The sequence below is a fragment of the Mycobacterium sp. 1245499.0 genome, from assembly GCF_001673615.1.
GTDB classification, from domain to species: Bacteria; Actinomycetota; Actinomycetes; order Mycobacteriales; family Mycobacteriaceae; genus Mycobacterium; species Mycobacterium europaeum_A.
This window is the reverse complement of record NZ_LZMG01000212.1, coordinates 1-24,367: the sequence shown is the minus strand read 5'-3', so window position 1 is coordinate 24,367 and position 24,367 is coordinate 1. Positions and strand designations below refer to the sequence as shown.

Here is a 24,367-nt window from a genome sequence, read left to right as displayed (position 1 = left end):
GCTCCTCGAACCGCGCGATGACTTCTTCGAACATACGTGCGATCATGCCACCGGCCACCGACAACTTCAGTCATCGCGCGGTTCGATGAGCAGTTCGAGCGGCATTATCCGTCGACCACGGGGGAGTCGAGGGCGTTGATCGACGACATCTGCGGGTCGGCGCGGGCGGAGAACCGGGCCGCGGCCGCCCAGTTGGTCGCGATCGGCAAGTTGTTCGCCTACCGGTTGTCGCGGTGTTCGGAGACCGAGGACTGGGCGGTCGACACCGAGGCGGCGGCGGCCGCCGAGGTGGCCGCGGCCTTGCGGATCAGTCAGGGGTTGGCCGCGAGCCGGTTGCGCTACGCGCGGGCGATGCGGGAACGGTTGCCGAAGGTGGGCGCGGTGTTCAAGTCCGGGGATATCGACTTTCGGATGTTTGCCACCTTGGTGTTTCGTACGGACCTGATCACCGACCCGCAGGTGCTGGCGGCGGTGGATGCCCGGCTGGCGGCCAACGTGGCCAGGTGGCCGTCGATGACGCCCAGCCGGTTGGCGGCGCAGGTGGACAAGGTGGTGGCTCGCGCTGATGCGGATGCGGTGCGGCGCCGCAAGGAGCGCGTGGCCGGGCGTGAGGTGTGGGTCGCCGAGATGGGGGAGGGGTTGGCGCATCTGGAGGGCACCCTGCTGGCCCCGGACGCCCATGCGCTGGACCGGCGGTTGACTGCGTTGGCGGCCACGGTGTGTGAGCACGACCCGCGCACCCGCGAGCAGCGCCGCGCTGATGCCTTGGGCGCGCTGGCATGCGGGGCGGACCGGCTTGGCTGCCGCTGCGGGCGCGCCGACTGCGCGGCCGGCAAACGACCCGCGCCGAGTCCGGTGGTAATCCACGTGATCGCCGAGCGCTCGGTGCTGGACGGGGTGGCTAAGGCGCCGGCATCAGAGCTGGGCGCCGACGGGCTCATCGCCCCCGAACTGGTTGCCGAGTTGGCCGCCACGGCCAAACTCTCCCCGCTGATCCACCCCGGCGAGGCCGCCCCCGAGCACGGCTACATCCCTTCGAAAGCGCTGGCCGATTTCGTGCGGTGCCGGGACCTGACCTGCCGCTGGCCCGGCTGCGACCGCCCGGCCACGGACTGCGACCTCGACCATACGATCCCGTACGCCGACGGCGGGCCGACGCATGCGTCGAACCTCAAGGCGCTGTGCCGCACCCATCATTTGGTCAAGACGTTTTGGGGCTGGCGCGAACAGCAGCTGCCCGACGGCACCCTGATCCTGACCTCACCGGCGGGACACACTTACGTCACCACGCCGGGCAGCGCGTTGCTGTTCCCCAGCCTGTGCGTGCCCACCGGCGCGATATCGGCCACCGAAGCCGACCCGCCCCGCGACTACTGCGCCGACCGGACGGCGATGATGCCCAAACGCCGCCGCACCCGCGCCCAGGACCGCGCCGCGCGCGTGGCCACCGAACGCCGCCACAACCGCGACGCACGCCTGGCCCGAGCGGCCCCACCGGCGAACCACGCCTGGCCCACCACGCACGGGTTCGACGAGGATCCACCACCGTTCTAACGGGAACCACCGCCTTTCTAGCTGCCCTGATGTGCCATGATGTCCAAGCTGTCAAGACTCAGGGAGCAGCAGTGGATCTCAATTTTTCGATGGTCACACGACCGGTCGAGCGGTTGATCGCTACCGCGCAGAACGGGCTGGAGGTCTTGCGACTGGGGGGCCTGGAAACCGGTAGCGTGCCGTCGCCGTCGCAGATCGTCGAGAGCGTGCCGATGTACAAGCTGCGGCGGTATTTTCCGCCGGACAGCCGGCGCGGCCCGTCACCCGCCGGGCCGCCGGTGCTGATGGTGCACCCGATGATGATGTCGGCGGACATGTGGGACGTCACGCGCGAGGAAGGCGCGGTGGGCATCCTGCACGCCCAGGGCATCGACCCCTGGGTCATCGACTTCGGCGAGCCGGACAAGGTCGAAGGCGGCATGCGGCGCACCCTGGCCGACCACATCGTCGCGCTCGGCCAGGCCATCGACACCGTCAAGGATGTGACCGGCAGCGACGTGCACCTGGTCGGCTACTCCCAGGGCGGGATGTGGTGTTACCAGGTCGCCGCCTACCGGCGTTCCAAGGCCCTCGCCAGCATCGTCACCTTCGGTTCGCCGGTGGACACGCTGGCCGCGCTGCCCATGGGCATCCCGGCGAATTTCGCGGCGCCCGCCGCCAATTTCATGGCCGACCACGTCTTCAGCCGGCTGGCGATCCCCAGCTGGATGGCGCGCACCGGCTTCCAGATGCTCGACCCGCTCAAGACCGCCAAGGCGCGAGTGGACTTCCTGCGCCAGCTGCACGACCGCGAGGCGCTGCTGCCGCGCGAGCAGCAGCGCCGATTCCTCGAGCGCGAAGGCTGGATCGCGTGGTCGGGTCCGGCGATCTCCGAGCTGCTCAAGCAGTTCATCGCCCACAACCGGATGATGACCGGCGGCTTCGCAGTCAACGGCCAGATGGTGACGCTCACCGACATCACATGCCCCGTGCTGGCGTTCGTCGGCGAGGTCGACGACATCGGACAGCCCGCCTCGGTGCGCGGCATCCGGCGGGCTGCCCCCAACGCCGAAGTCTACGAATACACCATCCGCACAGGGCATTTCGGCCTGGTCGTGGGATCCAAAGCGGCACAGCACAGTTGGCCGACCGTTGCCGAATGGGTGAAGTGGCTGTCCACCGGCGGCGACAAACCCACCAGCATCGACCTGATGGCCGACCAGCCCGCGGAGCACACCGACAGCGGGGTGGCGCTCAGCTCCCGGATCGCGCACGGCCTCGGGGAGGCCTCCGAGGCGGCGCTGGGCATCGCGCGTGGCGCGGCCAACACCGTCGTCGCCGCCAACAAGTCCGTGCGCACCCTGGCCGTCGAGACGGCCCGGACCCTGCCCCGCCTGGTCCGCCTGGGCCAGATCAACGACCACACCCGAATCTCGCTGGGCCGCATCATCGAAGAGCAGGCCCACGACGCCCCGCAGGGCGAATTCCTGCTGTTCGACGGCCGCGTGCATACCTACGAGGCAGTGAACCGGCGCGTCAACAACGTCGTCCGCGGCCTGATCGACGTCGGGGTGCGGCAGGGCGATCGTGTCGGCGTGCTGATGGAGACCCGGCCCAGCGCGCTGGTGGCCATCGCCGCGCTGTCCCGGCTCGGCGCCATCGCGGTGGTGATGCGGCCCGACACCGACCTGGCCGCCTCGGTGCGGCTCGGGGGAGTGACCGAGCTGCTGACCGACCCCACCAACCTCGACGCGGTGCTGGGCTCCGACCGCCAAGGCCTGCGCCAGGTGCTGGTGCTCGGCGGCGGCGAGTCGCGGGACCTGCACCTGCCCGAGGACTCCGACGTCATCGACATGGAGCAGATCGACCCGGACGCCGTCGACCTGCCCGGCTGGTATCGCCCCAACCCGGGACTGGCCCGGGACCTGGCGTTCATCGCGTTCACCGCGGCCGGCGGCGAGCTGGTGGCCAGGCAGATCACCAACTACCGCTGGGCGGTGTCGGCCTTCGGCACCGCCTCGACGGCCGCCCTGGACCGCCGCGACACCGTCTACTGCCTGACGCCGCTGCACCACGAGTCGGCGTTGCTGGTCAGCCTCGGCGGCGCGGTGGTCGGCGGCACCCGCATCGCGCTGTCGCGCGGCCTGGACCGGAACCGATTCGTCCAGGAGGTGCGCCAGTACGGCGTCACGGTGGTGTCCTACACCTGGGCCATGCTCCGCGAGATCGTCGACGACCCGGCGTTCGTGCTGCAGGGCAATCACCCGGTGCGGCTGTTCATCGGTTCCGGCATGCCGACCGGGCTGTGGGGGCGCGTCGTCGAGGCGTTCGCGCCGGCCCACGTCGTCGAGTTCTTCGCCACCACCGACGGGCAGGCGGTGCTGGCCAACGTGTCCGGCGCCAAGGTCGGCAGCAAGGGCCGACCGCTGCCGGGCGCCGGGCGCATCGAGCTGGGCGCCTACGACGCCGAGCACGACCTGATCCTGGAGAACGAACGCGGCTTCGTGCAGATCGCCGCACCCAAGGAGGTCGGGGTCCTGCTCGCGGCCTCCAACGGCCCGATCGATCCGAGCGCCTCGGTCAAGCGCGGCGTCTTCGCCGCCGGCGACACCTGGATATCGACCGAGTACCTGTTCTATCGCGACGACGACGGCGACTACTGGCTGGCGGGCCGGCGCGGCTCGGTGGTGCACACCGCGCGCGGCCTGGTCTATGCCGAGCCGGTCACCGACGCGCTGGGGTGCATCAACGGTGTCGACCTCGCGGTCACCTACAACGTGCCGTTCGGCAACCTCGATGTCGCGGTGTCGGCCGTGACGTTGTTGCCCGGGGCCAGCATCACCGCGGCGGATCTGACCGAAGCCTTCGCGGACCTGCCGATCGGACTGGGACCCGACATCGTGTGTGTCATACCGGAAATGAACCTGAGCGCGACCTACCGTCCCACCGTCAGCGCGCTGCGGGCGGCCGGGATTCCCAAGTCCGGGCGCCAGGCTTGGTATTTCGACACCGCCAGCGAGCAGTACCGTAGGTTGACGCCCGCCGTGCGGGCGGAATTGAGCGCCGTGTATCGAGGTGACGATGATTGACCGGGCATTGCTCGACATCCTGGTGTGCCCGGACGACCGGGGCCCGCTGGTGCTGGTCGGCGAGGAACTGCTCTACAACCCGAGGCTGCGGCGCGCCTACCGCATCGAGGACGGCATCCCGGTGCTGCTGATCGACGAGGCCCGCGACGTCGGCGACGACGAGCACGCGCGGATCATGGCACAAGACCATCCGGCAGATCCCCGGTGAGATAGCGCTGCAGGTTCGGCGCGATGGTCCGGGCGACCTGCTCGGGCGGCAGCGACGCGAACGGCTCCAGTGCCAGGATGTAGCGCGCCATCACCACGCCCACCAGCTGCGAGGCCACGAATTGGATGCGCAGGGTTCCGCTACCCGCCGGATTGTCCACGCGGCTGCCGACTTCGACGGCGATCACGTCCTCGATGAAGGTGCGGAACAGGTTGCTTTCCGAACCGGCCAGGATCGATCGCAGCGTGGCGATGAACGCCGCACCGATCTCGGAGTCCCACAGCGGCAACAACATTGAGGGCAGCCGGTAGCCGAGCTCCTCGACGGGCACCTCGCGCAGCGGGCCGATGACCTCCATCGGGTCGATCGGGATGTGCACGGCCGCGGCGAACAGCTGCTCCTTGGTGCCGAAGTAGTGGTGCACCAGCGCCGAGTCCACGCCCGCCGCCGCGGCCACCGCCCGTATGGAGGTGTTACGGATTCCTTTGCTGGCGAACAGCTCTCGCGCGCTGGCCAGGATGCGGTCGCGGCTGTCGGAGACACCGGCCGGCCGCCCCCGCCGCCGGCGCCCGGCGCTGGTGGCCGTCACCAGGCGCGGCCCGCCACTACCGCTCCGTGGCGACCCGCCGCGCCCGGCTGCGCCGCGCTTGCGATCGCCACTAGGGCGTCCGCCGCCGCAGCGTGGCCGCGGCCAGGCACAGCGCCGCCAGGGCGAAGCCCAGCACCACGACGATGTCGCGCACCGCGATGAACGTCAGGTCCGGGTGGGCACCCACCTGCTGTAAGGCCTCCAGCGCGTAGCTGGCCGGCAGCACGTTGCTGATCCATTGCAGCCAGTGTGGCATCAGGGCCCGCGGCACGATGATGCCGGCCAGCAACAGCTGCGGCACCATTACCAGGGGAATGAACTGCACGGCCTGAAACTCGGTGCGGGCGAACGCACTACAGAGCAGGCCAAGGCCGACGCCCAGCACGGCGTTGACGATCGCGATGACGAACACCCACACGGGGCTGCCCGCCGTGTCGAAACCCAGCAGCCAGAACGAGACGATGCACGCCAGAATCGCTTGCGCCGCAGCGGCGACGGAGAAGGCGGTGCCGTAGGCGATCAGCAGATCGAGGCGCCGCAGCGGCGTCGTCAGAATGCGCTCCAGCGTCCCGGAGGCCCGTTCACGTTGCATGGTGATCGCGGTGATGATGAACATCACGAACAACGGGAACAGGCCCAGCAGGATAAGGCAGGCGTTGTCGAACGGGGTCGGGCCGCCCGGGCGGTGCGGGGCGTTCTCAAACATGAAGTACATCAGCGTGATCACCAGGACCGGCACCAACAGGATCATCGCGACGCTGCGGCGGTCGCCGGCCAGCTGGCGCAGGATGCGCGCCGTCGTCGCGGTGTAGCCGCGCAGGGTCAGCCCGCTTCGCGCATGGTGCTGCGCTTGATGATGGACAGAAACGCGTCCTCCAGTGACGTGCATCCGGTGTCCTCTCGCAGTTGGGTTGGGGTGGTGTGGGCGACCAACCGGCCGTCACGCATCAGCAGCAGGTCGCCGCAGTGATCGGCCTCGTCCATCACGTGGCTGGAGACCAGCAGCGTGGTGCCGCCGCGGGCCAGTTCGGCGAACTGCTCCCAGAGATCCGCGCGCAGCACCGGGTCCAGGCCCACCGTCGGCTCGTCGAGCACCAGCAGGTCGGGCTGGCAGACCAGCGCGCAGGCCAGCGACACCCGGGTGCGCTGACCCCCGGAGAGGTTGGCGCACAAGGCGGTTCGGTGATCGGTCAACCCCACCCGGTCGATGGCGGCGTCGGCGGCCTGGCCGTCGAACCCGTACAGCGCGGCGAAATAGCGGACGTTGTCCACCACCCGCAGGTCGTTGTAGATCGTCGGGTCTTGCGGCAGGTAACCGACGCGGTGGCGCAGTTCGGCGCTGCCGGCGGTTTTGCCGAGCACGGTGACGGTGCCCTTGGTGAGGATCTGGGTGCCGACGATGCAGCGGATCAGTGTGGTCTTGCCGCAGCCCGACGGTCCGAGCAGGCCGGTGATGCTGCCCTTGGCGATCTGCACGGAGAAGTCGTGCAGGGCCGGGCGTTTGCCGCGGATGACGCGCAGGTGATCGATGCGCACCGCCGGCTCCGCGGGGCCGGCAATTAATTCATCACGGGATGAACTCATCATGCGATGAATAATCGTCGCGTCGCGCCGGGTTGTCAAGGGCTGCCGACGACGGCGCGGGGGGTCGCGGTTCCGTCGCCGTAGTGAGTTTTAAACGGCTGGCACGGCCGCTAGCGCCGCGCCGACGGGCCTAGTTGAAGCGCTCGCCGGTCGCGGGGCGGCGCTGCGGCAGGTGCCCGTGCACGCCTTCGGCGTAGGCGGTTTCGGCGTGCTGGGTGAGGTCGACGCCGGTGGTCTCGTCCTCGGCGCTGACCCGGAATCCGATCAGCCGGTCGATCGCCTTGCCCAACACGAACGTCATCGTGAACGCGTAGAGGGCGACGACCGCGATCGCCAGCGCCTGCTTGCCCAACTGGCCGAAGCCGCCCCCGTAGAACAGGCCCCGCGGGCCCGCCGTCATGACCGCGGTGGCGAACAGGCCGATCAACGACACACCGACCACGCCGCCGACGAAGTGCACGCCCACCACGTCGAGCGAATCGTCATAGTTGAAGCGCAGTTTCGCGCCCACCGCGAACGCGCACACGACGCCGGCCGCGAGTCCGACGACGGTCGCGCCGAGCGTGTTGACGGTGCCGCAGGACGGGGTGATGGCGACCAGGCCGGCGACCACTCCCGACGCCGCACCGAATGTGGTGGGCCGGCCGTCGCGGATCTGTTCGACCGAGAGCCAGCCGAGCATGCCCAGGCATCCGGCCACCAGGGTGTTGAGGAAGATGGCCGCGGCGGTTCCGTTGGCGGCCAAGGCGGAACCGGCGTTGAACCCGAACCAGCCGAACCACAGCAGCCCGACGCCGACGAACAGCAGCGGCAGGTTGTGCGGCCGCATGGCGTCCTTCTTGAACCCGATGCGCGGCCCGAGCACCAGCGCCAGCGCCAGCGCCGAAGACCCGGAGACGATCTCGACGACGAGCCCGCCCGCATAGTCGAGCACGCCGAGCTTGGCCAGCCAGCCGCCGGACCCCCAAACCCAGTGCGCGACAATTGAATACACCGCGATCGTCCACACCGGGACGAACACCATCCAGGCGGCGAACTTGGCGCGGTCGGCGATCGCCCCGCTGACCAGGGCGGCCGTGATGATCGCGAAGGTCAACTGGAACGTGGCAAAGAGCAGTTCGGGGACCGTGCCGTGCACGGTGTCGGGGGTGATGCCGAGCATGCCGAAATGCCTGAGGTTGCCGGCGAGTCCGCCGACCCCGTCCTCGGAGAAGGCGATGGTGTAGCCCACCAGCAGCCACGCCACCGTCACCAGCGGTATGGAGATGAAGCTCATCATGATCATGTTGAGCACGCCGGTGGTGCGGACCATGCCGCCATAGAAGATGGCCAGGCCGGGGGTCATCAACAGAACCAGTGCGGTGCTGGCCAGCAGCCACGCGGTGGCGGCGGGATCGATCGCATGCATCAGGTGGGCTCCTTCTCGCGGCCCTGGGGTCACGGGACACCGGGATACTGCCACGTCCGGACTGCCGGTAGGTTCGTTGGGTTAAGAAAAGAGGATTCAGGATCTGATGTGGTCGAGGCTCGAGGACGATTTCGCGAAGGCACGGCTGCGGCCCAGCTGTTAGTCGACCCGGTCGAGGCTGCGCGCCGGCTCCTGGGCGCCACCCTGACCGCGCGGGGCGTGAGCGGGATAGTCGTCGAGGTCGAGGCGTATGGGGGAGTTCCCGACGGTCCGTGGCCCGACGCCGCCGCCCACTCGTACAAGGGATTGCGGGCCCGCAACTTCGTGATGTTCGGGCCCCCGGGGCGGCTTTACACCTACCGCAGCCACGGGATCCACGTCTGCGCCAATGTGTCCTGCGGGCCCGACGGCACCGCCGCCGCGGTCCTGTTGCGCGCCGCCGCCATCGAGGACGGCACCGAGGTTGCCCGCGCCCGCCGCGGCGAGCTGGTGCACACCGCGGCGCTGGCGCGCGGTCCGGGCAACCTGTGCGCTGCCATGGGAATCACCATGGAGGACAACGGCATCGACCTGTTCGCGCGCGACAGCCCGGTGCGCCTGGAACTGCACGAACCGCTGACCGCGACGGCCGGCCCCCGGGTCGGCGTCAGCCAGGCCGCCGACCGGCCGTGGCGGTTGTGGTTGCCCGGGCGCCCGGAGGTCTCGGCCTACCGCCGCAGTCCCCGCGCGGCGGCGCCGGGCGCCAGCGACTAGCCGAACCGATCTGGGGTGAAAGGATCTTGGACATGGGCGAGAACATCATCGACGAGCTGGGCTGGCGCGGCCTGATCGCGCAGTCCACCGACCTCGATGCGCTGGCCGCCGAAGCGCAGCGCGGGCCGCTGACGGTGTACGCCGGCTTCGACCCCACCGCGCCGAGCTTGCACGCCGGGCACCTGGTGCCCCTGCTGGCGCTGCGCCGCTTCCAGCGCGCCGGCCATCGCCCGATCGTGCTCGCCGGCGGGGCCACCGGCATGATCGGCGACCCGCGGGACGTCGGCGAGCGCACCCTCAACGAGGCCGACACCGTCGCCGAATGGACCGAGCGGATCGGCGGACAGCTGCGGCGCTTCGTCGACTTCGACGATTCGCCCACCGGCGCGATCGTCGTCAACAACCTGGACTGGACCCGCCCGCTGTCGGCGATCGAGTTCCTTCGCGACCTCGGCAAGCACTTCTCGGTCAACGTCATGCTGGACCGCGACACCGTGCGGCGGCGCCTCGACGGCGACGGCATCTCCTACACCGAGTTCAGCTACATGCTCCTGCAGGCCAACGACTACGTCGAACTGCACCGGCGGTACGGCTGCACGCTGCAGATCGGCGGCTCCGATCAGTGGGGCAACATCATCGCCGGCGTGCGGCTGGTGCGCCAGCAGCTGTCCGCCTCGGTGCACGCGCTGACGGTGCCGCTGGTGACGGCCGCTGACGGCACCAAGTTCGGCAAATCCACCGGCGGTGGCAGCCTGTGGCTGGACCCGGCGCTGACCACGCCGTACGCCTGGTACCAGTACTTCTTCAATACCGCCGACGCCGACGTCGTCCGCTACCTGCGCTGGTTCACCTTCCTGACCGCCGACGAGCTCGGCGAGCTGGAACAGGCGACCGCCGAGCGTCCCCAGCAGCGCGCCGCCCAGCGGCGGCTGGCGCGCGAACTGACCGTGCTGGTGCACGGCGAGGCGGCCACCGAGGCCGTCGAGCACGCCAGCCGGGCGCTGTTCGGGCAGGGCGAGCTGGACCGGCTGGACGAGGCCACGCTGGCGGCGGCGCTGCGCGAGACCTCGGTCGCCGAGCTCAAACCCGGTGGCCCGGACGGGATCGTGGACCTGCTGGTCGCCACCGGCCTGTCCGAGAGCCGCAAGGCCGCGCGCCGCACGCTCGGCGAGGGCGGCGTCTCGGTCAACAACGTCCGCATCGAGAGCGAGGAATGGGCGCCGCAACCGTCGGACTTCCTGCACGGCAAATGGCTGGTGCTGCGCCGCGGCAAGCGCACGGTCGCCGGGGTCGAAAAGCTCTAGCCCGACCGGCCGCCGGGGGGCGCCGCAAAACGCGTGCGTGCACAGATCTTTACCTCCCCGTGTCGTCGACGTGACCGTGGGCGACCACTGTTGTCACGGTGATTTTCGCGACGCGTGTGCGGTCCACCGCCCTGCGGATCCTGGGGGTGATCGCCGGCCTGGTGGCGCTGGCCGCGGCGCTGTCGGCACCCATCCGCGCGGACATGCTGGGCAATGCCTTCCTGTCGGCGCTGACGAACGCCGGGATCGCCTACACGCAGCCGACCAGCACCATGGCGATGGGGCAGTCGGTGTGCCCGATGCTGTTCGAGCCCGGCGGGTCGTTCGACGAGGTGACGTCCAGGATGGCCGAGGGCAACGGAATGTCGTACGAGATGGCGGGCCGGTTCACCATCGTCGCGATCGCGACCTACTGTCCGGCGGTGATCGCGCCCCTGCTGGGCAACCGGCTGCAAAGTTAGGCGTGGCGCTGCCCGTATTCTCGGCAGCGTGGTCGACGACAGGCAACGACAGCGCGGCGAACGGCGGGGGCGGCCGGCATCCAACGGCTGGTCGGGTCCGGGCCGTGCGCGCCCGGTCCAGCCGCAGAGCGCCGGACGCCGCGACGGCCAGGCCGAGCGCGCGCCGCAGGGCGGCCCGCCGATACCGCCCGGAGTGGAGGCAAAGCAGCTGGCACCCGACATCCGCCGCGAGCTGAGCACCCTGGACCGCGCCACCGCCGACGCGGTGGCGCGCCACCTGGTGGCCGCGGGCGAATTGCTCGACGAAGACCCGCAGGCCGCCCTGAGCCACGCCCGGGCGGCGCGCGCCCGGTCCAGCCGGCTCGCCACCATTCGGGAAGCGGTCGGCATCGCCGCCTACCACTGCGGCGACTGGTCGCAGGCGCTGGCGGAACTGCGTGCGGCCCGCCGGATGGGCAGCAAGTCCCCGCTGCTGGCCCTGATCGCCGATTGCGAACGCGGACTTGGCCGCCCGGAGCGGGCGATCGAGCTCGCGCGCGGGCCCGAGGCCGCCGAACTGTCCGGGGACGACGCCGACGAGTTGCGCATCGTCGCGGCCGGGGCGCGCGCGGACCTCGGCCAGCTGGAACAGGCGCTGACCGTGTTGTCCACGCCGCAACTGGATCCGGGCCGCACCGGCAGCACGGCGGCGCGGCTGTTCTACGCCTACGCGGACACGCTGCTGGCGCTCGGCCGCGCCGACGAGGCGCTGCAATGGTTCCTGCGCTCCGCCGCCGCGGACGTCGACGGTGTCACCGACGCCGAAGACCGGGTCAGTGAACTCGGCTGACATGCCCGCCGAACAACCCAAAACCCTTGCGCAGCAATACGACTGCCTGCTCATCGATTTGGACGGCACGATGTTTCGCGGCCGTCGGCCCACCGACGGCGCGGTGCAGGCGCTGGCGCGGGTGCGCAGCCGCGCGTACTTCGTCACCAACAACGCCTCGCGCAGCGCCGAGGAGGTGGCCGCGCACCTGACCGAGCTGGGCTTCACCGCCGTCGCCGACGACGTCGCCACCAGCGCGCAAAGCGCCGCCCGGCTGCTGGCCGACCAATTGCCGCCGGGCGCACCGGTGCTGATCGTGGGCACCGACGCCCTGGCCGACGAGGTCACCGCCGTCGGACTGCGCCCGGTGCGCAGCTACGACGACGACCCGGCCGCCGTCGTGCAGGGCCTGTCCCAGACCCTCGGGTGGCCGGAGCTGGCCGAGGCGGCGCTGGCCATCCGGGCCGGCGCGCTCTGGGTGGCGTCCAACGTCGACCTGACCCTGCCCACCGAACGCGGGCTGCTGCCCGGCAACGGATCGTTCGTGGCCGCGCTGCGGGCGGCCACCGGCGGCGAGCCCCAGGTCGCGGGCAAGCCGGCGCCCGGACTGCTGCGCGACGCCGCGGCCCGCGGCGACTTTCGCGCCCCCCTGGTGGTCGGCGACCGCCTCGACACCGACATCGAGGGCGCCAACGCCGCCGAGTTGCCCAGCCTGATGGTGCTCACCGGGGTCAATTCCGCGCGGGACGCGGTGTACGCCGAGCCCGCCCGGCGCCCCACCTACATCGGCCACGACCTGCGCGCGCTGCACGCCGACGGCGAGCGGCTCAAGGTCGGGCCGCAGCCGGGCTGGCGGATCGACGTCGCCGACACCGCGATCACCGTCAGCGCCGACGGGTCGGACGACGGGGACGGCCTGTCGATCGTCCGCGCGGTGGCCGCCGCGGTGTACGCGCGGTCCGGCTCCGGTTCCGGCTCCGGCTCCGGTTCCGGTTCCGGCGAAGTGCGCATCGAGGCCGGTGACGACGACGCCCGCGCCGCGCTGGGGCGCTGGTCTTTGGTGCGCACCGACTGACGGGTGACTAGCGTAGGAACGCGATGACTATCGATCCCGATCAGATTCGCGCTGAAATCGACGCCCTGCTCGCCCGGTTGCCGCAGCCCGGGGACGGTGCAGACCCCGAGCAGGTGCCGTCACTCGACGAGCTCGAAGAGATCGCCCGCCGCCTGTCCGAGGCGCACGACGTGCTGCTGGCCGCGCTGGAGTCGGCGGAGAAGGGCTGAGTGCGCGGATGTCTCGACGCGCCCGGGTTGACGCCGAGCTGGTCCGGCGCGGCCTGGCCCGGTCACGTCAGCAGGCCGCGGAGTTGATCGGCGCGGGGAAGGTGAGCATCGACGGGATGCCGGCGCGCAAGCCGGGCACCGCCGTCGCCGTCACCGCCGCCCTGACCGTCGCCGAGGACGGCGAGCGGGCCTGGGTCTCGCGCGGGGCGCACAAACTCAACGGCGCGTTGGACGCCTTCGAGATCGCGGTCGCGGGCCGTCGCTGCCTGGACGCCGGCGCGTCGACAGGCGGCTTCACCGAAGTGCTGCTGGATCGCGGCGCGAGCGAAGTGGTCGCCGTCGACGTGGGATACGGCCAGCTGGCGTGGTCGCTGCGCAGCGACGCGCGGGTGGTCGTCGTCGAGCGGACCAACGTCCGCGACCTGGCGCCCGAGGCGATCGGCGGGCCGGTCGACCTGGTGGTGGCCGACCTGTCCTTCATCTCGCTATCCACGGTATTGCCGGCGTTGGCTGGATGTGCCGCACCGAACGCGGATATCGTTCCCATGGTGAAGCCGCAGTTTGAAGTGGGCAAGGGCCTGGTCGGCGCCGGGGGTGTGGTGCACGACCCCGTCCTGCGCGCCGACGCGGTGCTGGCGGTCGCCCGCCGCGCGAGCGAGCTGGGTTGGCACACCGTCGATGTCACCGCCAGCCCGCTGCCGGGGCCGTCGGGCAATGTCGAGTACTTCCTGCGGCTGCGCGCCCAGACCGATCGGCCGTTGGGCGGCGACGACCTGGCGACGGCGGTGCGCCACGCGGTGGAAAGCGGGCCACAGTGAACGAAGATGCTCCCCGCACCGTCCTGATGGTGGTCCACACCGGCCGCGACGAGGCCACCGAGACCGCGCGACGCGTGCAGAAGGTGCTGGGCGACAACGGGATCGGGCTTCGCGTGCTGTCCGCCGAGGCGGTCGACAAGGGGCCGCTGCACCTGGCCCCCGACGACATGCGCGCGCTGGGCATCGAGATCGAGGTGGTCAACGCCGACCCCCAGGCCGCCGAGGGTTGCGAACTGGTGTTGGCGTTGGGGGGCGACGGCACCTTCCTGCGGGCCGCCGAACTGGCGCGCAACGCCAACATCCCGGTGCTGGGCATCAACCTGGGCCGCATCGGCTTTCTGGCCGAGGCGGAGGCCGAGGCCATCGATCGGGTGCTGGAACACGTTGTCGCACAAGACTATCGGGTGGAGAACCGCCTGACGCTCGACGTCATGGTCCGCCAGGGTGGTGACGTCTCCGTGCATGGTTGGGCGCTCAACGAGGTCAGCCTGGAAAAGGGTCCGCGGCTCGGCGTGCTCGGGGTGGTCCTCGAGATCGACGGGCGCCCCGTCTCGGCGTTCGGCTGCGACGGTGTGCTGGTCTCGACGCCTACCGGGTCCACCGCCTACGCGTTCTCCGCCGGCGGGCCGGTGTTGTGGCCGGACCTCGAGGCAATCCTGGTGGTACCCAACAACGCTCACGCGCTGTTCGGCAGGCCCATGGTGACCAGCCCGGACGCCACCATCGCGATCGAGATCGAGGCTGACGGGCACGACGCCCTGGTGTTCTGCGACGGTCGCCGCGAAATGTTGATTCCCGCGGGCAGCCGGCTGGAGGTAAAGCGTTGCGACACACCGGTGAAATGGGCCCGGCTGGACAGCGCCCCCTTCACCGACCGGTTGGTGCGCAAGTTCCGGTTGCCGGTGACCGGGTGGCGCGGGAACTGACTGCTCTTGCACAGGTGCTGACTGAATGCTGACCGAAATCCGCATCGAGTCGCTCGGTGCTATCAGCGCCGCGGTCGGGGAGTTCGACCGCGGCCTGACCGTCCTGACCGGCGAGACCGGAACCGGCAAGACCATGGTGGTGACCGGGCTGCACCTGCTCGGCGGTGCCCGCGCGGACGCGACCCGGGTGCGGTCCGGCGCCGATCGTGCGGTGGTCGAAGGCCGTTTCACCACAACCGATCTCGACGAGGCCGTGGTGGTGAAGCTGGACGAGATGCTGGACGCCTCGGGCGCCGAACGCGACGAGGACGGCAGCGTGATCGCGCTGCGCTCGGTCAGCCGGGACGGGCCGTCGCGTGCCTACCTCGGCGGCCGCAGCGTGCCGGCCAAGTCGCTGGGCGACTTCACCGCCGGGCTGCTGACGCTGCACGGGCAGAACGACCAGCTGCGCCTGATGCGGCCTGAGGAGCAATGCGGCGCGCTGGACCGGTTCGCGAAGGCCGGCCCAGCGCTGGAGCGCTACTGCAAACTGCGTGACGCCTGGCTCTCCGCGCGGCGCGACCTCCTGGACCGCCGCCACCGGATGCGCGAGCTCGCGCTGGAGGCCGACCGGCTGAACTTCGCGCTGAACGAGATCGACGCCGTGGACCCGCAACCCGGCGAGGACGACGCCCTGGTCGCCGAGATCGTGCGGCTCTCCGAGCTGGACACCCTGCGCGAGGCGGCGGCCGCCGCCCGGGCGGCCCTGTCCTCGGATGAGGCGGACGGGTCCGGGTTCAGCGCGACCGACAGCCTTGGAAAGGCAAGGGCCGCACTGGAATCCACGGGGGACGCCAAGCTGGTGGCGCTGGCCGGCCAGCTCGACGAGGTGCTGACCGTCGTCGTCGACGCCGCCGGCGAACTGGGCGGCTTCCTCGACGAGCTGCCGGCCGATGCCAGCGCCCTGGAATCCAAGCTGGCCCGGCAGGCGGAATTGCGCACGCTGACCCGCAAGTACGCCGCGGATATCGACGGGGTGCTCGCCTGGGCCGCCGAGTCGCGACAGCGGCTGGCCCAGCTCGACGTCTCGGAGGAGGGGCTGGCCGCCCTGGCGGGCCGGGTCGACGAGCTCGCGCGCGAATTGGCCGGGGCCGCGGTCGATCTCAGCACGATTCGGCGCAAGGCCGCCAAGCGGCTGGCCAAGGAGGTCACCGCCGAGCTGTCCGGGCTGGCGATGGCCGACGCGCAATTCAGCATCGACGTCGCCGTCGATGTGGTGCCGGACACCGCGTCCTCCGCCGACGACACGGCCACGCTGGTGCTGCCGTCGGGCGAGCTGGCCCGGGCCGGCGCCGACGGCGTCGACCGGGTGGAGTTCGGCTTCGCCGCGCACCGTGGAATGGACCAGCTGCCGTTGGCCAAGAGCGCCTCCGGCGGCGAGCTGTCCCGGGTGATGCTCGCGCTGGAAGTGGTGCTGGCCGCCTCGGCGGCTGGGACAACCATGGTGTTCGACGAGGTGGACGCCGGCGTGGGCGGCCGGGCGGCGGTGCAGATCGGGCGGCGGCTGGCGCGGCTGGCGCGCACCCACCAGGTCATCGTCGTCACCCATCTGCCGCAGGTCGCGGCCTACGCCGACGTGCACCTGGTGGTGCATGGCGCCGGGCCGAAGGGGACCAGCGTGGTGCGGCGGGTCGCCGACGACGAGCGGGTGGCCGAGCTGGCGCGGATGCTGGCCGGGCTGGGCGAATCCGACAGCGGCCGCGCGCACGCCCGCGAACTGCTCGAGGCGGCGCAGAAGGATGAGATCTAACCGTCCGGAACGCGTAATACAGATGTGACTCGTGGGACTCTAGATAACTTCTGAGGCTGATGTTACGGCGCGCCTCCCGTCCTCGCCCACCCTTCGCGGACAGAATCGCCCCCATGAAGATGTCAGGCCTGCTCTCCCGTAACCCCGCCCGGCCGGGCCTCGTCGGCACCGCCCGCGTTGACCGGAACATCGACCGACTGCTCCGTAGGGTGTGCCCCGGCGACATCGTCGTGCTCGACGTCCTGGACCTGGACCGCATCACGGCCGACGCGCTGGTGGAAGCCGACATCGCCGCGGTCGTCAACGCCTCCCCGTCGGTGTCGGGCCGCTACCCGAACATGGGTCCCGAGGTGCTGGTCAACAACGGGGTGACGCTGATCGACGAGGCCGGCCCGGACATCTTCAAGAAGGTCAAGGACGGCGCCAAGATCCGCCTGCACGAGGGTGGGGTGTACGCCGGCGACCGCCGGCTGGTCCGCGGCACCGAGCGCACCGACCACGACATCGCCGACCTGATGCGCGAGGCCAAGAGCGGACTGTCCGCGCACCTGGAGGCCTTCGCCGGCAACACCATCGAGTTCATCAAGAGCGAGAGCCCGCTGCTGATCGACGGCATCGGCATCCCGGACGTCGACGTCGACCTGCGCCGCCGGCACGTGGTGATCGTCGCCGACGAGCCCAGCGCCGAGGAGGACCTGCGCTCGCTCAAGCCGTTCATCAAGGAGTATCAGCCGGCGCTGATCGGCGTCGGCAGCGGCGCGGACGTCCTGCGCAAGGCGGGCTACCGCCCGCAGGTGATCGTCGGCGACCCCGACCAGATCAGCACCGACGCACTCAAGTGCGGGGCCCAGGTCGTGTTGCCCGCCGACGCCGACGGGCACGCGCCCGGGCTGGAGCGCATCCAGGACCTCGGCGTCGGGGCGATGACGTTCCCCGCCGCGGGCTCGGCGATCGACCTGGCGCTGCTGCTGGCCGACCACCACGGCGCCGCGCTGCTGGTGACGGCCGGCCACACCGCGAACATCGAGACGTTCTTCGACCGCACCCGCGCACACAGCAACCCGTCGACCTTCCTGACCCGGCTGCGGGTGGGGGAGAAGGTGGTGGACGCCAAGGCCGTGGCCACCCTGTACCGCAACCACATCTCGGCGGGCGCCATCGCGCTGCTGGCGCTGACCATGCTGATCGCCGTCATCGTCGCCCTGTGGGTGTCGCGCACCGACGGCGTGGTGCTGCACTGGGTCACCGACTACTGGAACCACTTGTGCGCGATGGTGCAGAGGTGGGTCACCTAAATGATCTCCTTGCGTCAACACGCCCTGTCGCTGGCCGCGGTCTTCCTGGCGCTGGCGGTGGGCGTGGTGCTGGGCTCCGGCTTCCTGTCGGACACCTTGCTGTCCAGCCTGCGCGACGAGAAGCGGGACCTGACCACCCAGATCAGCGGGCTCAACGACCAGAAGAATGTACTGAACGAAAAGCTAAGCGCGGCAAACAATTTCGACACCCAACTGGCCGGTCGGATGGTGCACGACGCGTTGGGCGGCAAGTCGGTGGTGGTGTTCCGCACCCCCGACGCCAAGGACGATGACGTGGCGGCGGTGTCGAAGTTCATCGGTCAGGCCGGCGGGACGGTGACCGGGACGGTGTCGCTGACCGATGAGTTCGTCGAGGCCAACTCCGCGGAGAAGCTGCAGACGGTGGTGAACTCTTCGGTGCTGCCCGCGGGCCAACAGCTGAGCACCAAGCTGGTCGACCAGGGCTCGCAGGCGGGCGATTTGATGGGCATCGCGCTGCTGGCCAACGCCAACCCGGCGGTGCCCGCCGTGGACGACGTCGCGCGCAACACCGTGCTGGCGGCGCTGCGCGACACCGGCTTCATCACCTATCAGGCCACCGACCACATGGGCGCGGCGAACGCCGCGCTGGTCGTCACGGGCGGCTCGCTACCCCAGGACGCCGGCAACAGGGGCGTCAGCGTGGCCCGGTTCTCGGCCGCACTGGCCCCGCACGGCTCGGGCACCCTGCTGGCCGGGCGCGACGGGTCGGCGACCGGCGGCGCCGCCGTCGCGGTGACGCGCGCGGACGCCGGGATGAACTCGGCCATCAGCACCGTCGACGACGTCGACGCCGCGCCCGGTCGCATCACCGCGGTCCTGGGCCTGCACGACCTGCTGAACGGCGGTCACGCCGGGCAGTACGGCACGGGTCACGGGGCGACGTCGATCACGGTGCCTCAGTAGCGGGCGTGTTAGCCGCGGCACAGCGCGGTGGATGTTAGGGTGGGTTTCCGTGGGTCGGCAGGCCCATCTAGTTATTCGCTAGACAATTTTGACGCCCTGCCCGTCTTCACGGAGGTCGCCTGTGCGAAAGCATCCGCAATCCGCCACCAAGCACCTCTTCGTCAGCGGGGGCGTCGCTTCCTCGTTGGGTAAGGGGTTGACCGCCAGCAGCCTTGGGCAGCTGCTGACGGCCCGCGGGTTGTACGTGACGATGCAAAAGCTCGATCCGTACCTCAACGTCGACCCCGGCACCATGAACCCGTTCCAGCACGGCGAGGTCTTCGTCACCGAGGACGGCGCCGAAACCGACCTTGACGTCGGGCATTACGAGCGGTTCCTGGATCGCGACCTGTCCGGTTCGGCGAATGTCACTACCGGGCAGGTGTATTCGACGGTCATCGCCAAGGAGCGCCGCGGCGAATACCTCGGCGACACCGTCCAGGTGATTCCGCACATCACCGACGAGATCAAAGGGCGCATCATGTCGATGGCCCAGCCCGACGCCCAGGGCAACCGGCCCGACGTGGTGATCACCGAGATCGGCGGCACCGTGGGCGACATCGAGTCGCAGCCCTTCCTGGAGGCCGCGCGGCAGGTGCGTCACGATGTCGGCCGGGAGAACGTCTTCTTCCTGCACGTCTCGTTGGTGCCCTACCTGGCCCCCTCGGGTGAACTCAAGACCAAGCCCACCCAGCACTCGGTGGCCGCGCTGCGCAGCATCGGTATCACCCCGGACGCGCTGATCCTGCGTTGCGACCGTCCCGTCCCGGAGGCGCTGAAGAACAAGATCGCGCTGATGTGCGACGTCGACATCGACGGCGTCATCTCCACGCCGGACGCGCCGTCGATCTATGACATTCCGAAGGTGCTGCACCGCGAGGAACTCGACGCCTACGTGGTGCGCCGGCTGAGCCTGCCGTTCCGCGACGTCGACTGGACCGAATGGGACGACCTGCTGCGCAGGGTGCACGAGCCGCACGAGACGGTGCGAATCGCGTTGGTGGGCAAGTACGTTGACCTGTCCGACGCCTACCTCTCGGTGACCGAGGCGCTGCGCGCGGGCGGGTTCTCCCACCACGCCAAGGTGGAGATGGTGTGGGTGCCCTCCGACGACTGCGAGAGCGCGGCCGACGCCGCGTCGGCGCTGGGCGACGTGCACGGCGTGCTGATCCCCGGCGGCTTCGGCATCCGTGGCATCGAGGGCAAGATCGGCGCCATTCGGTACGCACGGTCGCGCGGGCTGCCGGTGCTGGGGCTGTGCCTGGGCCTGCAATGCATCGTGATCGAGGCGGCCCGATCGGCCGGTCTGGCCGAGGCGAACTCGGCCGAATTCGACCCCGAGACACCCGATCCCGTCATTTCGACGATGGCCGACCAGGTCGACATCGTCGCCGGCGAGGCCGACCTGGGCGGCACCATGCGGCTGGGCGCCTACCCGGCGGTGCTGGAGCCGGAATCGATTGTGGCTCAGGCCTATGGCGCCACGGAGGTGTCCGAGCGGCACCGGCACCGCTACGAGGTCAACAACGCCTACCGCGACAAGATCGCCGAGAGTGGCCTGAAGTTCTCCGGCACCTCTCCGGACGGCCATCTGGTGGAGTTCGTCGAATACCCGCCGGACGTGCACCCGTTCATCGTCGGCACCCAGGCGCACCCGGAGCTCAAGAGCCGGCCCACGCGGCCACACCCGCTGTTCGTGGCCTTCGTCGGCGCGGCCATCGACTACAAGGCGGGCGAGCTGCTGCCGGTGGAGATCCCGGAGCAGTCGTCGAACGGCATCCAGCACCGGGACAGCGCCGCGCGGCCGATACCTGAGCCCGCGACCCGTGGCTGAACACGAATTCTCCACGGCGTCATCCGAAACGCTGTACACCGGAAAGATTTTCGCGCTGCGCAGCGATCGGGTGCGGATGCCCGGTGACACCATCGCGGTGCGTGAAGTCGTCGAGCACTACGGGGCGGTCGCCATCGCGGCGCTGAACGCCGAGAACCACATCGCGATGGTCTACCAATACCGGCATGCCTTCGGGCGGCGGCTGTGGGAGCTGCCCGCCGGGCTGCTGGACGTCGCGGGTGAGGAGCCGCAGCACACGGCCGCCCGGGAACTGCAGGAGGAGGCCGGCCTGCGGGCGGACACCTGGCAGGTGCTGGCCGATCTGAACTCCGCTCCCGGATTCAGCGACGAATCGGTGCGGATCTATCTGGCCACCGGGCTGAGCGAGGTGGATCGGCCCGAGGCGCATCACGAGGAAGCCGACATGACACTGCGCTGGTTTCCGATTGCCGAGGCGGCCCGGCTGGTGTTCAGCGGCGAGGTGGTGAATTCCATTGCCATTGCCGGGATTCTGGCCGCGCACGCGGTCACCGAGGGATTTGCGCAGCCGCGTCCGGTGGACAGTGAGTGGATCGACAGGCCGACGGCGTTCGCCGCGCGCAAGGCCGCACAATGACCACGGTGGCGCTGGACACCCAGTTGCAGGGCTACCTTGACCATCTCACGATCGAGCGCGGCGTCGCCGCCAACACCCTGAGCTCGTACAGCCGGGACCTGCGCCGCTACACAAAACACCTGTCGGACCGGGGGATTCACGACCTGGCCAAGGTGGGCGAGAACGACGTCAGCGAATTCCTGGTGGCGCTGCGCCGCGGCGATCCCGACACCGGGGCCGCCGCGCTGTCCGCGGTGTCGGCGGCCCGAGCGCTGATCGCGGTCCGCGGGCTGCACCGGTTCGCCGCCGCCGAGGGGCTGGCCGAACTCGACGTGGCGCGCGCGGTCCGCCCGCCCACTCCGGGGCGCCGGTTGCCCAAAAGCTTGACGATCGACCAGGTTCTGGCGCTGCTGGAGGCCGCCGGCGGCGAGAGCCCGGCCGACGGCCCGCTGACTTTGCGGAACCGGGCGCTGCTGGAACTGCTCTACTCCACCGGCGCACGGATCTCCGAGGCCGTCGGCCTCGACGTCGACGACGTCGACACCCACGCCCGCTCGGTGTTGTTGCGCGGCAAGGGCGGCAAGCAACGGCTGGTGCCGATCGGGCGTCCGGCGGTCGCCGCGCTGGACGCCTATCTGGTGCGGGGCCGTTCCGAGCTGGCGCGTCGCGGGCGCGGAACGCCGGGCATCTTTCTCAACGTGCGCGGCGGGCGGTTGTCGCGGCAGAGCGCGTGGCAGGTGCTGCAGGACGCGGCCGAGCGCGCCGGGATCACCTCCGGGGTGTCGCCGCACATGCTGCGGCATTCCTTCGCCACTCACCTGCTCGAGGGCGGCGCCGACGTGCGCGTCGTGCAGGAGCTGCTGGGCCATGCCTCGGTGACGACGACGCAGATCTACACCATGGTCACGGTGCACGCGCTGCGCGAGGTGTGGGCCGAAGCCCACCCCCGGGCCCAATAGCGTTGTCGCGCCGGGCCGCTCAGCCGAGATACTCGGACTCGAGCACCAGGTCGGACAGCAGGGTCTGATATTCGAGGTGCGCCTTGTGCTCGACGGTGTTGAACCGCTGGCCTTGTTGTTGGCGCATGTACTCCCGGTACTTCGGTGCGCCCGGCACCCGGACGTTGTCGGCGACCACGATCGACCCCGGATGCAACCAGCCGCGGTCCAGGATGCTCCTCAGGTCGTCCAGGTAGGCATCCTTGTCGTGGTCCAGGAACACGAAATCCAAAGTGCCGGGTGCAAATCCATGCTCGTTGGCCAGCGCGTCGAGGGTGCGCCCACCGTCGCCGATGGTGCCGACCACACACGTCACCCGGTCGGCGACCCCGGCGTGGGCCCAGATCTGTCGGGCGTTGGCCGCGTTGGCCTCGGCGAGCTCGACGGAGAACACCTTGGCCTTCGGGGCGGCCCGGGCGATGCGTAGGGCGCCGTAGCCGACGTAGGTGCCCAGTTCGAGCGCGAGCGCGGGATCGGCGCGGCGCACCGCGGCGTCGAGCAGCTGCCCTTTCTCGTCGCCGACGTTGATCAGCAGTGACTTGTCGTAGGCGAACTTGTCGATGGTGGCCAGCACGTCGTCGATGTCGCCGGCCCGGGCGTTGCGCAGCACGTACTCGACGGCGGCCGCCTCGCGCCCGTCACCGATCTGGCCCGTGGTGGTGATGTTGCGATTCCCGGCGGCCATGCGCCAGACCGACCACCGCAGCAGAGGTATCCGTCGCTTCAGGTTCATAGCCGCCACCATAGGCCGGCGGCGGTGTCGGTCGGGCCCGGCCGCGCGGCCGCCGGCGGTGACTATCGGTCATCCGCGACAGCGCTAGCGCCGGTGCTAGCGCGTTTCGACGTCGCATCACCCCCCCGGAAATTGGTGCTCATGTGACTGAAGTGAATAGGCTGTCGGGATGTGCGTTCTACCACCGATTTTTGCCCATATTGGCTGGTTAATTGCCTGCGGGTCGCCGGGTTTCGCGCGCCGAACCCGTTAGACTTTCCGACGATGTTCACCTCCCGAACACCCCCGCCATGACCGAGCAGCCGGACAACGGCGTCGAGCTCGGCCTGACCGGGCGGCCGCCGCGGGCGATCCCGGAGCCACAGCCGCGCACCTCGCACGGCCCGGCCAAAGTCGTCGCCATGTGCAACCAGAAGGGCGGCGTCGGGAAGACCACGTCCACCATCAATCTGGGCGCCGCGCTGGCCGAATACGGCCGCCGGGTGCTGCTGGTGGACATGGATCCGCAGGGCGCGCTGTCCGCGGGCCTGGGCGTCCCGCACTACGAGCTGGACAAGACCATCCACAACGTCCTGGTCGAGCCGCGGGTGTCCATCGACGACGTGCTGCTGCAGACCCGGGTCAAGCACATGGATCTGGTGCCCAGCAACATCGACCTGTCGGCCGCCGAGATCCAGCTGGTCAACGAGGTGGGCCGCGAGCAGACCCTGGGCCGCGCGCTGCACCCGGTGCTGGACCGCTACGACTACGTGCTGATCGACTGCCAGCCGTCGCTGGGCCTGCTCACCGTCAACGGGCTGGCCTGCGCGGACGGCGTGGTGATCCCCACCGAGTGCGAATACTTCTCGCTGCGGGGCCTGGCGTTGCTGACCGACACCGTCGACAAGGTGCGCGACCGGCTCAACCCGAAGCTCGAGATCAGCGGGATCCTGCTCACCCGGTACGACCCGCGGACGGTCAACTCCCGCGAGGTGATGGCCCGCGTGGTGGAGCGGTTCGGTGACCTGGTGTTCGACACCGTCATCACCCGGACCGTGCGATTCCCGGAGACCAGCGTCGCCGGCGAACCCATCACCACGTGGGCCCCGCGCTCCACCGGCGCCATCGCCTATCGCGCGCTGGCCCGCGAATTCATCGACCGATTCGGCGCGTGAACGCGGCCGCAACCGGTGAGGCGCCACAGCAGAACGGCTACGGGGCTGGCTTCCAAGTCCGCCTGACCAATTTCGAGGGCCCGTTCGACCTGCTGCTGCAGCTGATCTTCGCCCATCGCCTCGACGTGACCGAGGTGGCGCTGCACCAGGTCACCGACGACTTCATCGCCTACACCCGCGAAATCGGCCCGCAGCTCGAGCTGGAGGAGACCACCCCGTT

At 70.1% G+C, this 24,367-nt stretch carries 24 protein-coding genes; 19 read left to right on the top strand and 5 right to left on the bottom strand.

Annotated features, from left to right (window positions below; all coding sequences use genetic code 11):
- The first annotated feature begins 72 nt into the window (after window positions 1-72).
- Genes A5646_RS12160 through A5646_RS12150 form a run of 3 tightly spaced genes read left to right on the top strand, consistent with a single transcriptional unit; the run spans window position 73 to window position 4,830 of the window.
- Window positions 73-1,554 (top strand): HNH endonuclease signature motif containing protein, encoded by a 1,482-nt coding sequence (locus tag A5646_RS12160; protein WP_369806936.1) that lies wholly within the window; start codon window positions 73-75, stop codon window positions 1,552-1,554.
- A gap of 29 nt (window positions 1,555-1,583) precedes the next feature.
- Entirely contained in the window at window positions 1,584-4,622 is a 3,039-nt protein-coding gene (locus A5646_RS12155) for an acyl-CoA synthetase (RefSeq protein WP_156765589.1), read from the top strand.
- Window positions 4,615-4,830 carry a Trm112 family protein gene (locus A5646_RS12150; protein ID WP_066870523.1) on the top strand — a complete coding sequence of 72 codons (216 nt, stop codon included), beginning with the start codon at window positions 4,615-4,617 and terminating at the stop codon, window positions 4,828-4,830. Before A5646_RS12155 ends, A5646_RS12150 begins: the two co-directional genes overlap by 8 nt.
- On the opposite strand, the gene A5646_RS12145 is transcribed toward A5646_RS12150, so the two are convergent.
- The 4 genes from A5646_RS12145 to A5646_RS12130 all read right to left on the bottom strand — a co-directional run bounded on the left by A5646_RS12145 (window position 4,796) and on the right by A5646_RS12130 (window position 8,411).
- Entirely contained in the window at window positions 4,796-5,419 is a 624-nt protein-coding gene (locus tag A5646_RS12145; protein ID WP_066878286.1) for a TetR family transcriptional regulator, read from the bottom strand. The genes A5646_RS12150 and A5646_RS12145 overlap by 35 nt on opposite strands.
- Window positions 5,420-5,489: 70 nt before the next feature.
- Window positions 5,490-6,239 carry an ABC transporter permease gene (locus A5646_RS12140; protein WP_231998299.1) on the bottom strand — a complete coding sequence of 250 codons (750 nt, stop codon included), beginning with the start codon at window positions 6,237-6,239 and terminating at the stop codon, window positions 5,490-5,492.
- A 2-nt stretch (window positions 6,240-6,241) separates the two neighbouring features.
- Entirely contained in the window at window positions 6,242-7,006 is a 765-nt protein-coding gene (locus A5646_RS12135) for an ABC transporter ATP-binding protein (protein WP_066870531.1), read from the bottom strand.
- A gap of 127 nt (window positions 7,007-7,133) precedes the next feature.
- Window positions 7,134-8,411, bottom strand: a complete 1,278-nt coding sequence (locus A5646_RS12130) for an ammonium transporter (RefSeq protein WP_066870534.1) — start codon at window positions 8,409-8,411, stop codon at window positions 7,134-7,136.
- Between the two features lie 108 nt (window positions 8,412-8,519).
- Between A5646_RS12130 and A5646_RS12125 the strand changes: the two genes are divergently transcribed.
- The 14 genes from A5646_RS12125 (at window position 8,520) to xerD (ending at window position 22,221) form a co-directional block, all read left to right on the top strand.
- A complete protein-coding gene (locus A5646_RS12125; protein WP_067021874.1) occupies window positions 8,520-9,164 on the top strand; it encodes a DNA-3-methyladenine glycosylase in 645 nt (214 codons plus the stop codon).
- Between the two features lie 32 nt (window positions 9,165-9,196).
- The gene (gene tyrS / locus A5646_RS12120) at window positions 9,197-10,468 is read left to right on the top strand and encodes a tyrosine--tRNA ligase (protein WP_066878292.1); all 1,272 of its coding nucleotides are present in this window, start codon (window positions 9,197-9,199) and stop codon (window positions 10,466-10,468) included.
- Between the two features lie 98 nt (window positions 10,469-10,566).
- Window positions 10,567-10,929, top strand: coding sequence for a DUF732 domain-containing protein (locus A5646_RS12115; RefSeq protein WP_066878294.1), 363 nt, complete (start codon window positions 10,567-10,569; stop codon window positions 10,927-10,929).
- A gap of 28 nt (window positions 10,930-10,957) precedes the next feature.
- Entirely contained in the window at window positions 10,958-11,758 is an 801-nt protein-coding gene (locus A5646_RS12110; protein ID WP_231998297.1) for a tetratricopeptide repeat protein, read from the top strand.
- 1 nt (window position 11,759) lies between these two features.
- On the top strand, window positions 11,760-12,812 hold the full coding sequence (locus A5646_RS12105) for an HAD-IIA family hydrolase (protein WP_067021872.1): 1,053 nt from the start codon (window positions 11,760-11,762) through the stop codon (window positions 12,810-12,812).
- Window positions 12,813-12,835: 23 nt separating this feature from the next.
- Entirely contained in the window at window positions 12,836-13,021 is a 186-nt protein-coding gene (locus A5646_RS12100) for a hypothetical protein (protein ID WP_066872227.1), read from the top strand.
- An 8-nt stretch (window positions 13,022-13,029) separates the two neighbouring features.
- On the top strand, window positions 13,030-13,839 hold the full coding sequence (locus A5646_RS12095; RefSeq protein ID WP_066872230.1) for a TlyA family RNA methyltransferase: 810 nt from the start codon (window positions 13,030-13,032) through the stop codon (window positions 13,837-13,839).
- Entirely contained in the window at window positions 13,836-14,765 is a 930-nt protein-coding gene (locus A5646_RS12090) for an NAD kinase (RefSeq protein WP_082972497.1), read from the top strand. The genes A5646_RS12095 and A5646_RS12090 overlap by 4 nt, the downstream gene beginning before the upstream one ends.
- 25 nt (window positions 14,766-14,790) lie before the next feature.
- A complete protein-coding gene (gene recN / locus A5646_RS12085; protein ID WP_066878300.1) occupies window positions 14,791-16,554 on the top strand; it encodes a DNA repair protein RecN in 1,764 nt (587 codons plus the stop codon).
- 113 nt (window positions 16,555-16,667) lie between these two features.
- Window positions 16,668-17,849 carry a putative cytokinetic ring protein SteA gene (gene steA, locus A5646_RS12080; RefSeq protein WP_066872237.1) on the top strand — a complete coding sequence of 394 codons (1,182 nt, stop codon included), beginning with the start codon at window positions 16,668-16,670 and terminating at the stop codon, window positions 17,847-17,849.
- Entirely contained in the window at window positions 17,850-18,794 is a 945-nt protein-coding gene (locus A5646_RS12075) for a copper transporter (protein WP_066878302.1), read from the top strand. It abuts the gene before it with no gap.
- Window positions 18,795-18,915: 121 nt separating this feature from the next.
- Window positions 18,916-20,667: a CTP synthase gene (locus tag A5646_RS12070; RefSeq protein WP_066878304.1), complete on the top strand. Its 1,752-nt coding sequence runs from the start codon at window positions 18,916-18,918 to the stop codon at window positions 20,665-20,667.
- Window positions 20,660-21,283 (top strand): NUDIX hydrolase, encoded by a 624-nt coding sequence (locus tag A5646_RS12065; RefSeq protein WP_067021870.1) that lies wholly within the window; start codon window positions 20,660-20,662, stop codon window positions 21,281-21,283. Before A5646_RS12070 ends, A5646_RS12065 begins: the two co-directional genes overlap by 8 nt.
- Window positions 21,280-22,221 (top strand): site-specific tyrosine recombinase XerD, encoded by a 942-nt coding sequence (gene xerD / locus A5646_RS12060; RefSeq protein WP_066872248.1) that lies wholly within the window; start codon window positions 21,280-21,282, stop codon window positions 22,219-22,221. The genes A5646_RS12065 and xerD overlap by 4 nt, the downstream gene beginning before the upstream one ends.
- 19 nt (window positions 22,222-22,240) lie before the next feature.
- Here the strand turns inward: xerD and A5646_RS12055 are convergent, their stop codons facing one another.
- The gene (locus A5646_RS12055) at window positions 22,241-22,993 is read right to left on the bottom strand and encodes an O-methyltransferase (RefSeq protein WP_067021861.1); all 753 of its coding nucleotides are present in this window, start codon (window positions 22,991-22,993) and stop codon (window positions 22,241-22,243) included.
- 290 nt (window positions 22,994-23,283) lie between these two features.
- Between A5646_RS12055 and A5646_RS12050 the strand changes: the two genes are divergently transcribed.
- Window positions 23,284-24,147 (top strand): ParA family protein, encoded by an 864-nt coding sequence (locus tag A5646_RS12050; protein WP_066872253.1) that lies wholly within the window; start codon window positions 23,284-23,286, stop codon window positions 24,145-24,147.
- On the top strand, window positions 24,144-24,367 hold a 224-nt coding region (locus A5646_RS12045), incomplete at its 3' end, for a segregation/condensation protein A (protein WP_197505176.1). The genes A5646_RS12050 and A5646_RS12045, both read left to right, overlap by 4 nt.

What these genes read in the sequence shown, in the direction of transcription:
- recN (WP_066878300.1), top strand. Translation starts at nt 14,791, where the DNA reads ATGCTGACCGAAATCCGCATCGAGTCGCTCGGTGCTATCAGCGCCGCG.
- A5646_RS12135 (WP_066870531.1), bottom strand. Translation starts at nt 7,006, where the DNA reads ATGATGAGTTCATCCCGTGATGAATTAATTGCCGGCCCCGCGGAGCCG.
- A5646_RS12075 (WP_066878302.1), top strand. Translation starts at nt 17,850, where the DNA reads ATGATCTCCTTGCGTCAACACGCCCTGTCGCTGGCCGCGGTCTTCCTG.
- A5646_RS12050 (WP_066872253.1), top strand. Translation starts at nt 23,284, where the DNA reads ATGACCGAGCAGCCGGACAACGGCGTCGAGCTCGGCCTGACCGGGCGG.
- A5646_RS12100 (WP_066872227.1), top strand. Translation starts at nt 12,836, where the DNA reads ATGACTATCGATCCCGATCAGATTCGCGCTGAAATCGACGCCCTGCTC.
- A5646_RS12130 (WP_066870534.1), bottom strand. Translation starts at nt 8,411, where the DNA reads ATGCATGCGATCGATCCCGCCGCCACCGCGTGGCTGCTGGCCAGCACC.
- steA (WP_066872237.1), top strand. Translation starts at nt 16,668, where the DNA reads ATGAAGATGTCAGGCCTGCTCTCCCGTAACCCCGCCCGGCCGGGCCTC.
- A5646_RS12095 (WP_066872230.1), top strand. Translation starts at nt 13,030, where the DNA reads ATGTCTCGACGCGCCCGGGTTGACGCCGAGCTGGTCCGGCGCGGCCTG.
- tyrS (WP_066878292.1), top strand. Translation starts at nt 9,197, where the DNA reads ATGGGCGAGAACATCATCGACGAGCTGGGCTGGCGCGGCCTGATCGCG.
- A5646_RS12105 (WP_067021872.1), top strand. Translation starts at nt 11,760, where the DNA reads ATGCCCGCCGAACAACCCAAAACCCTTGCGCAGCAATACGACTGCCTG.
- A5646_RS12155 (WP_156765589.1), top strand. Translation starts at nt 1,584, where the DNA reads ATGTGCCATGATGTCCAAGCTGTCAAGACTCAGGGAGCAGCAGTGGAT.
- A5646_RS12055 (WP_067021861.1), bottom strand. Translation starts at nt 22,993, where the DNA reads ATGAACCTGAAGCGACGGATACCTCTGCTGCGGTGGTCGGTCTGGCGC.
- A5646_RS12150 (WP_066870523.1), top strand. Translation starts at nt 4,615, where the DNA reads ATGATTGACCGGGCATTGCTCGACATCCTGGTGTGCCCGGACGACCGG.
- xerD (WP_066872248.1), top strand. Translation starts at nt 21,280, where the DNA reads ATGACCACGGTGGCGCTGGACACCCAGTTGCAGGGCTACCTTGACCAT.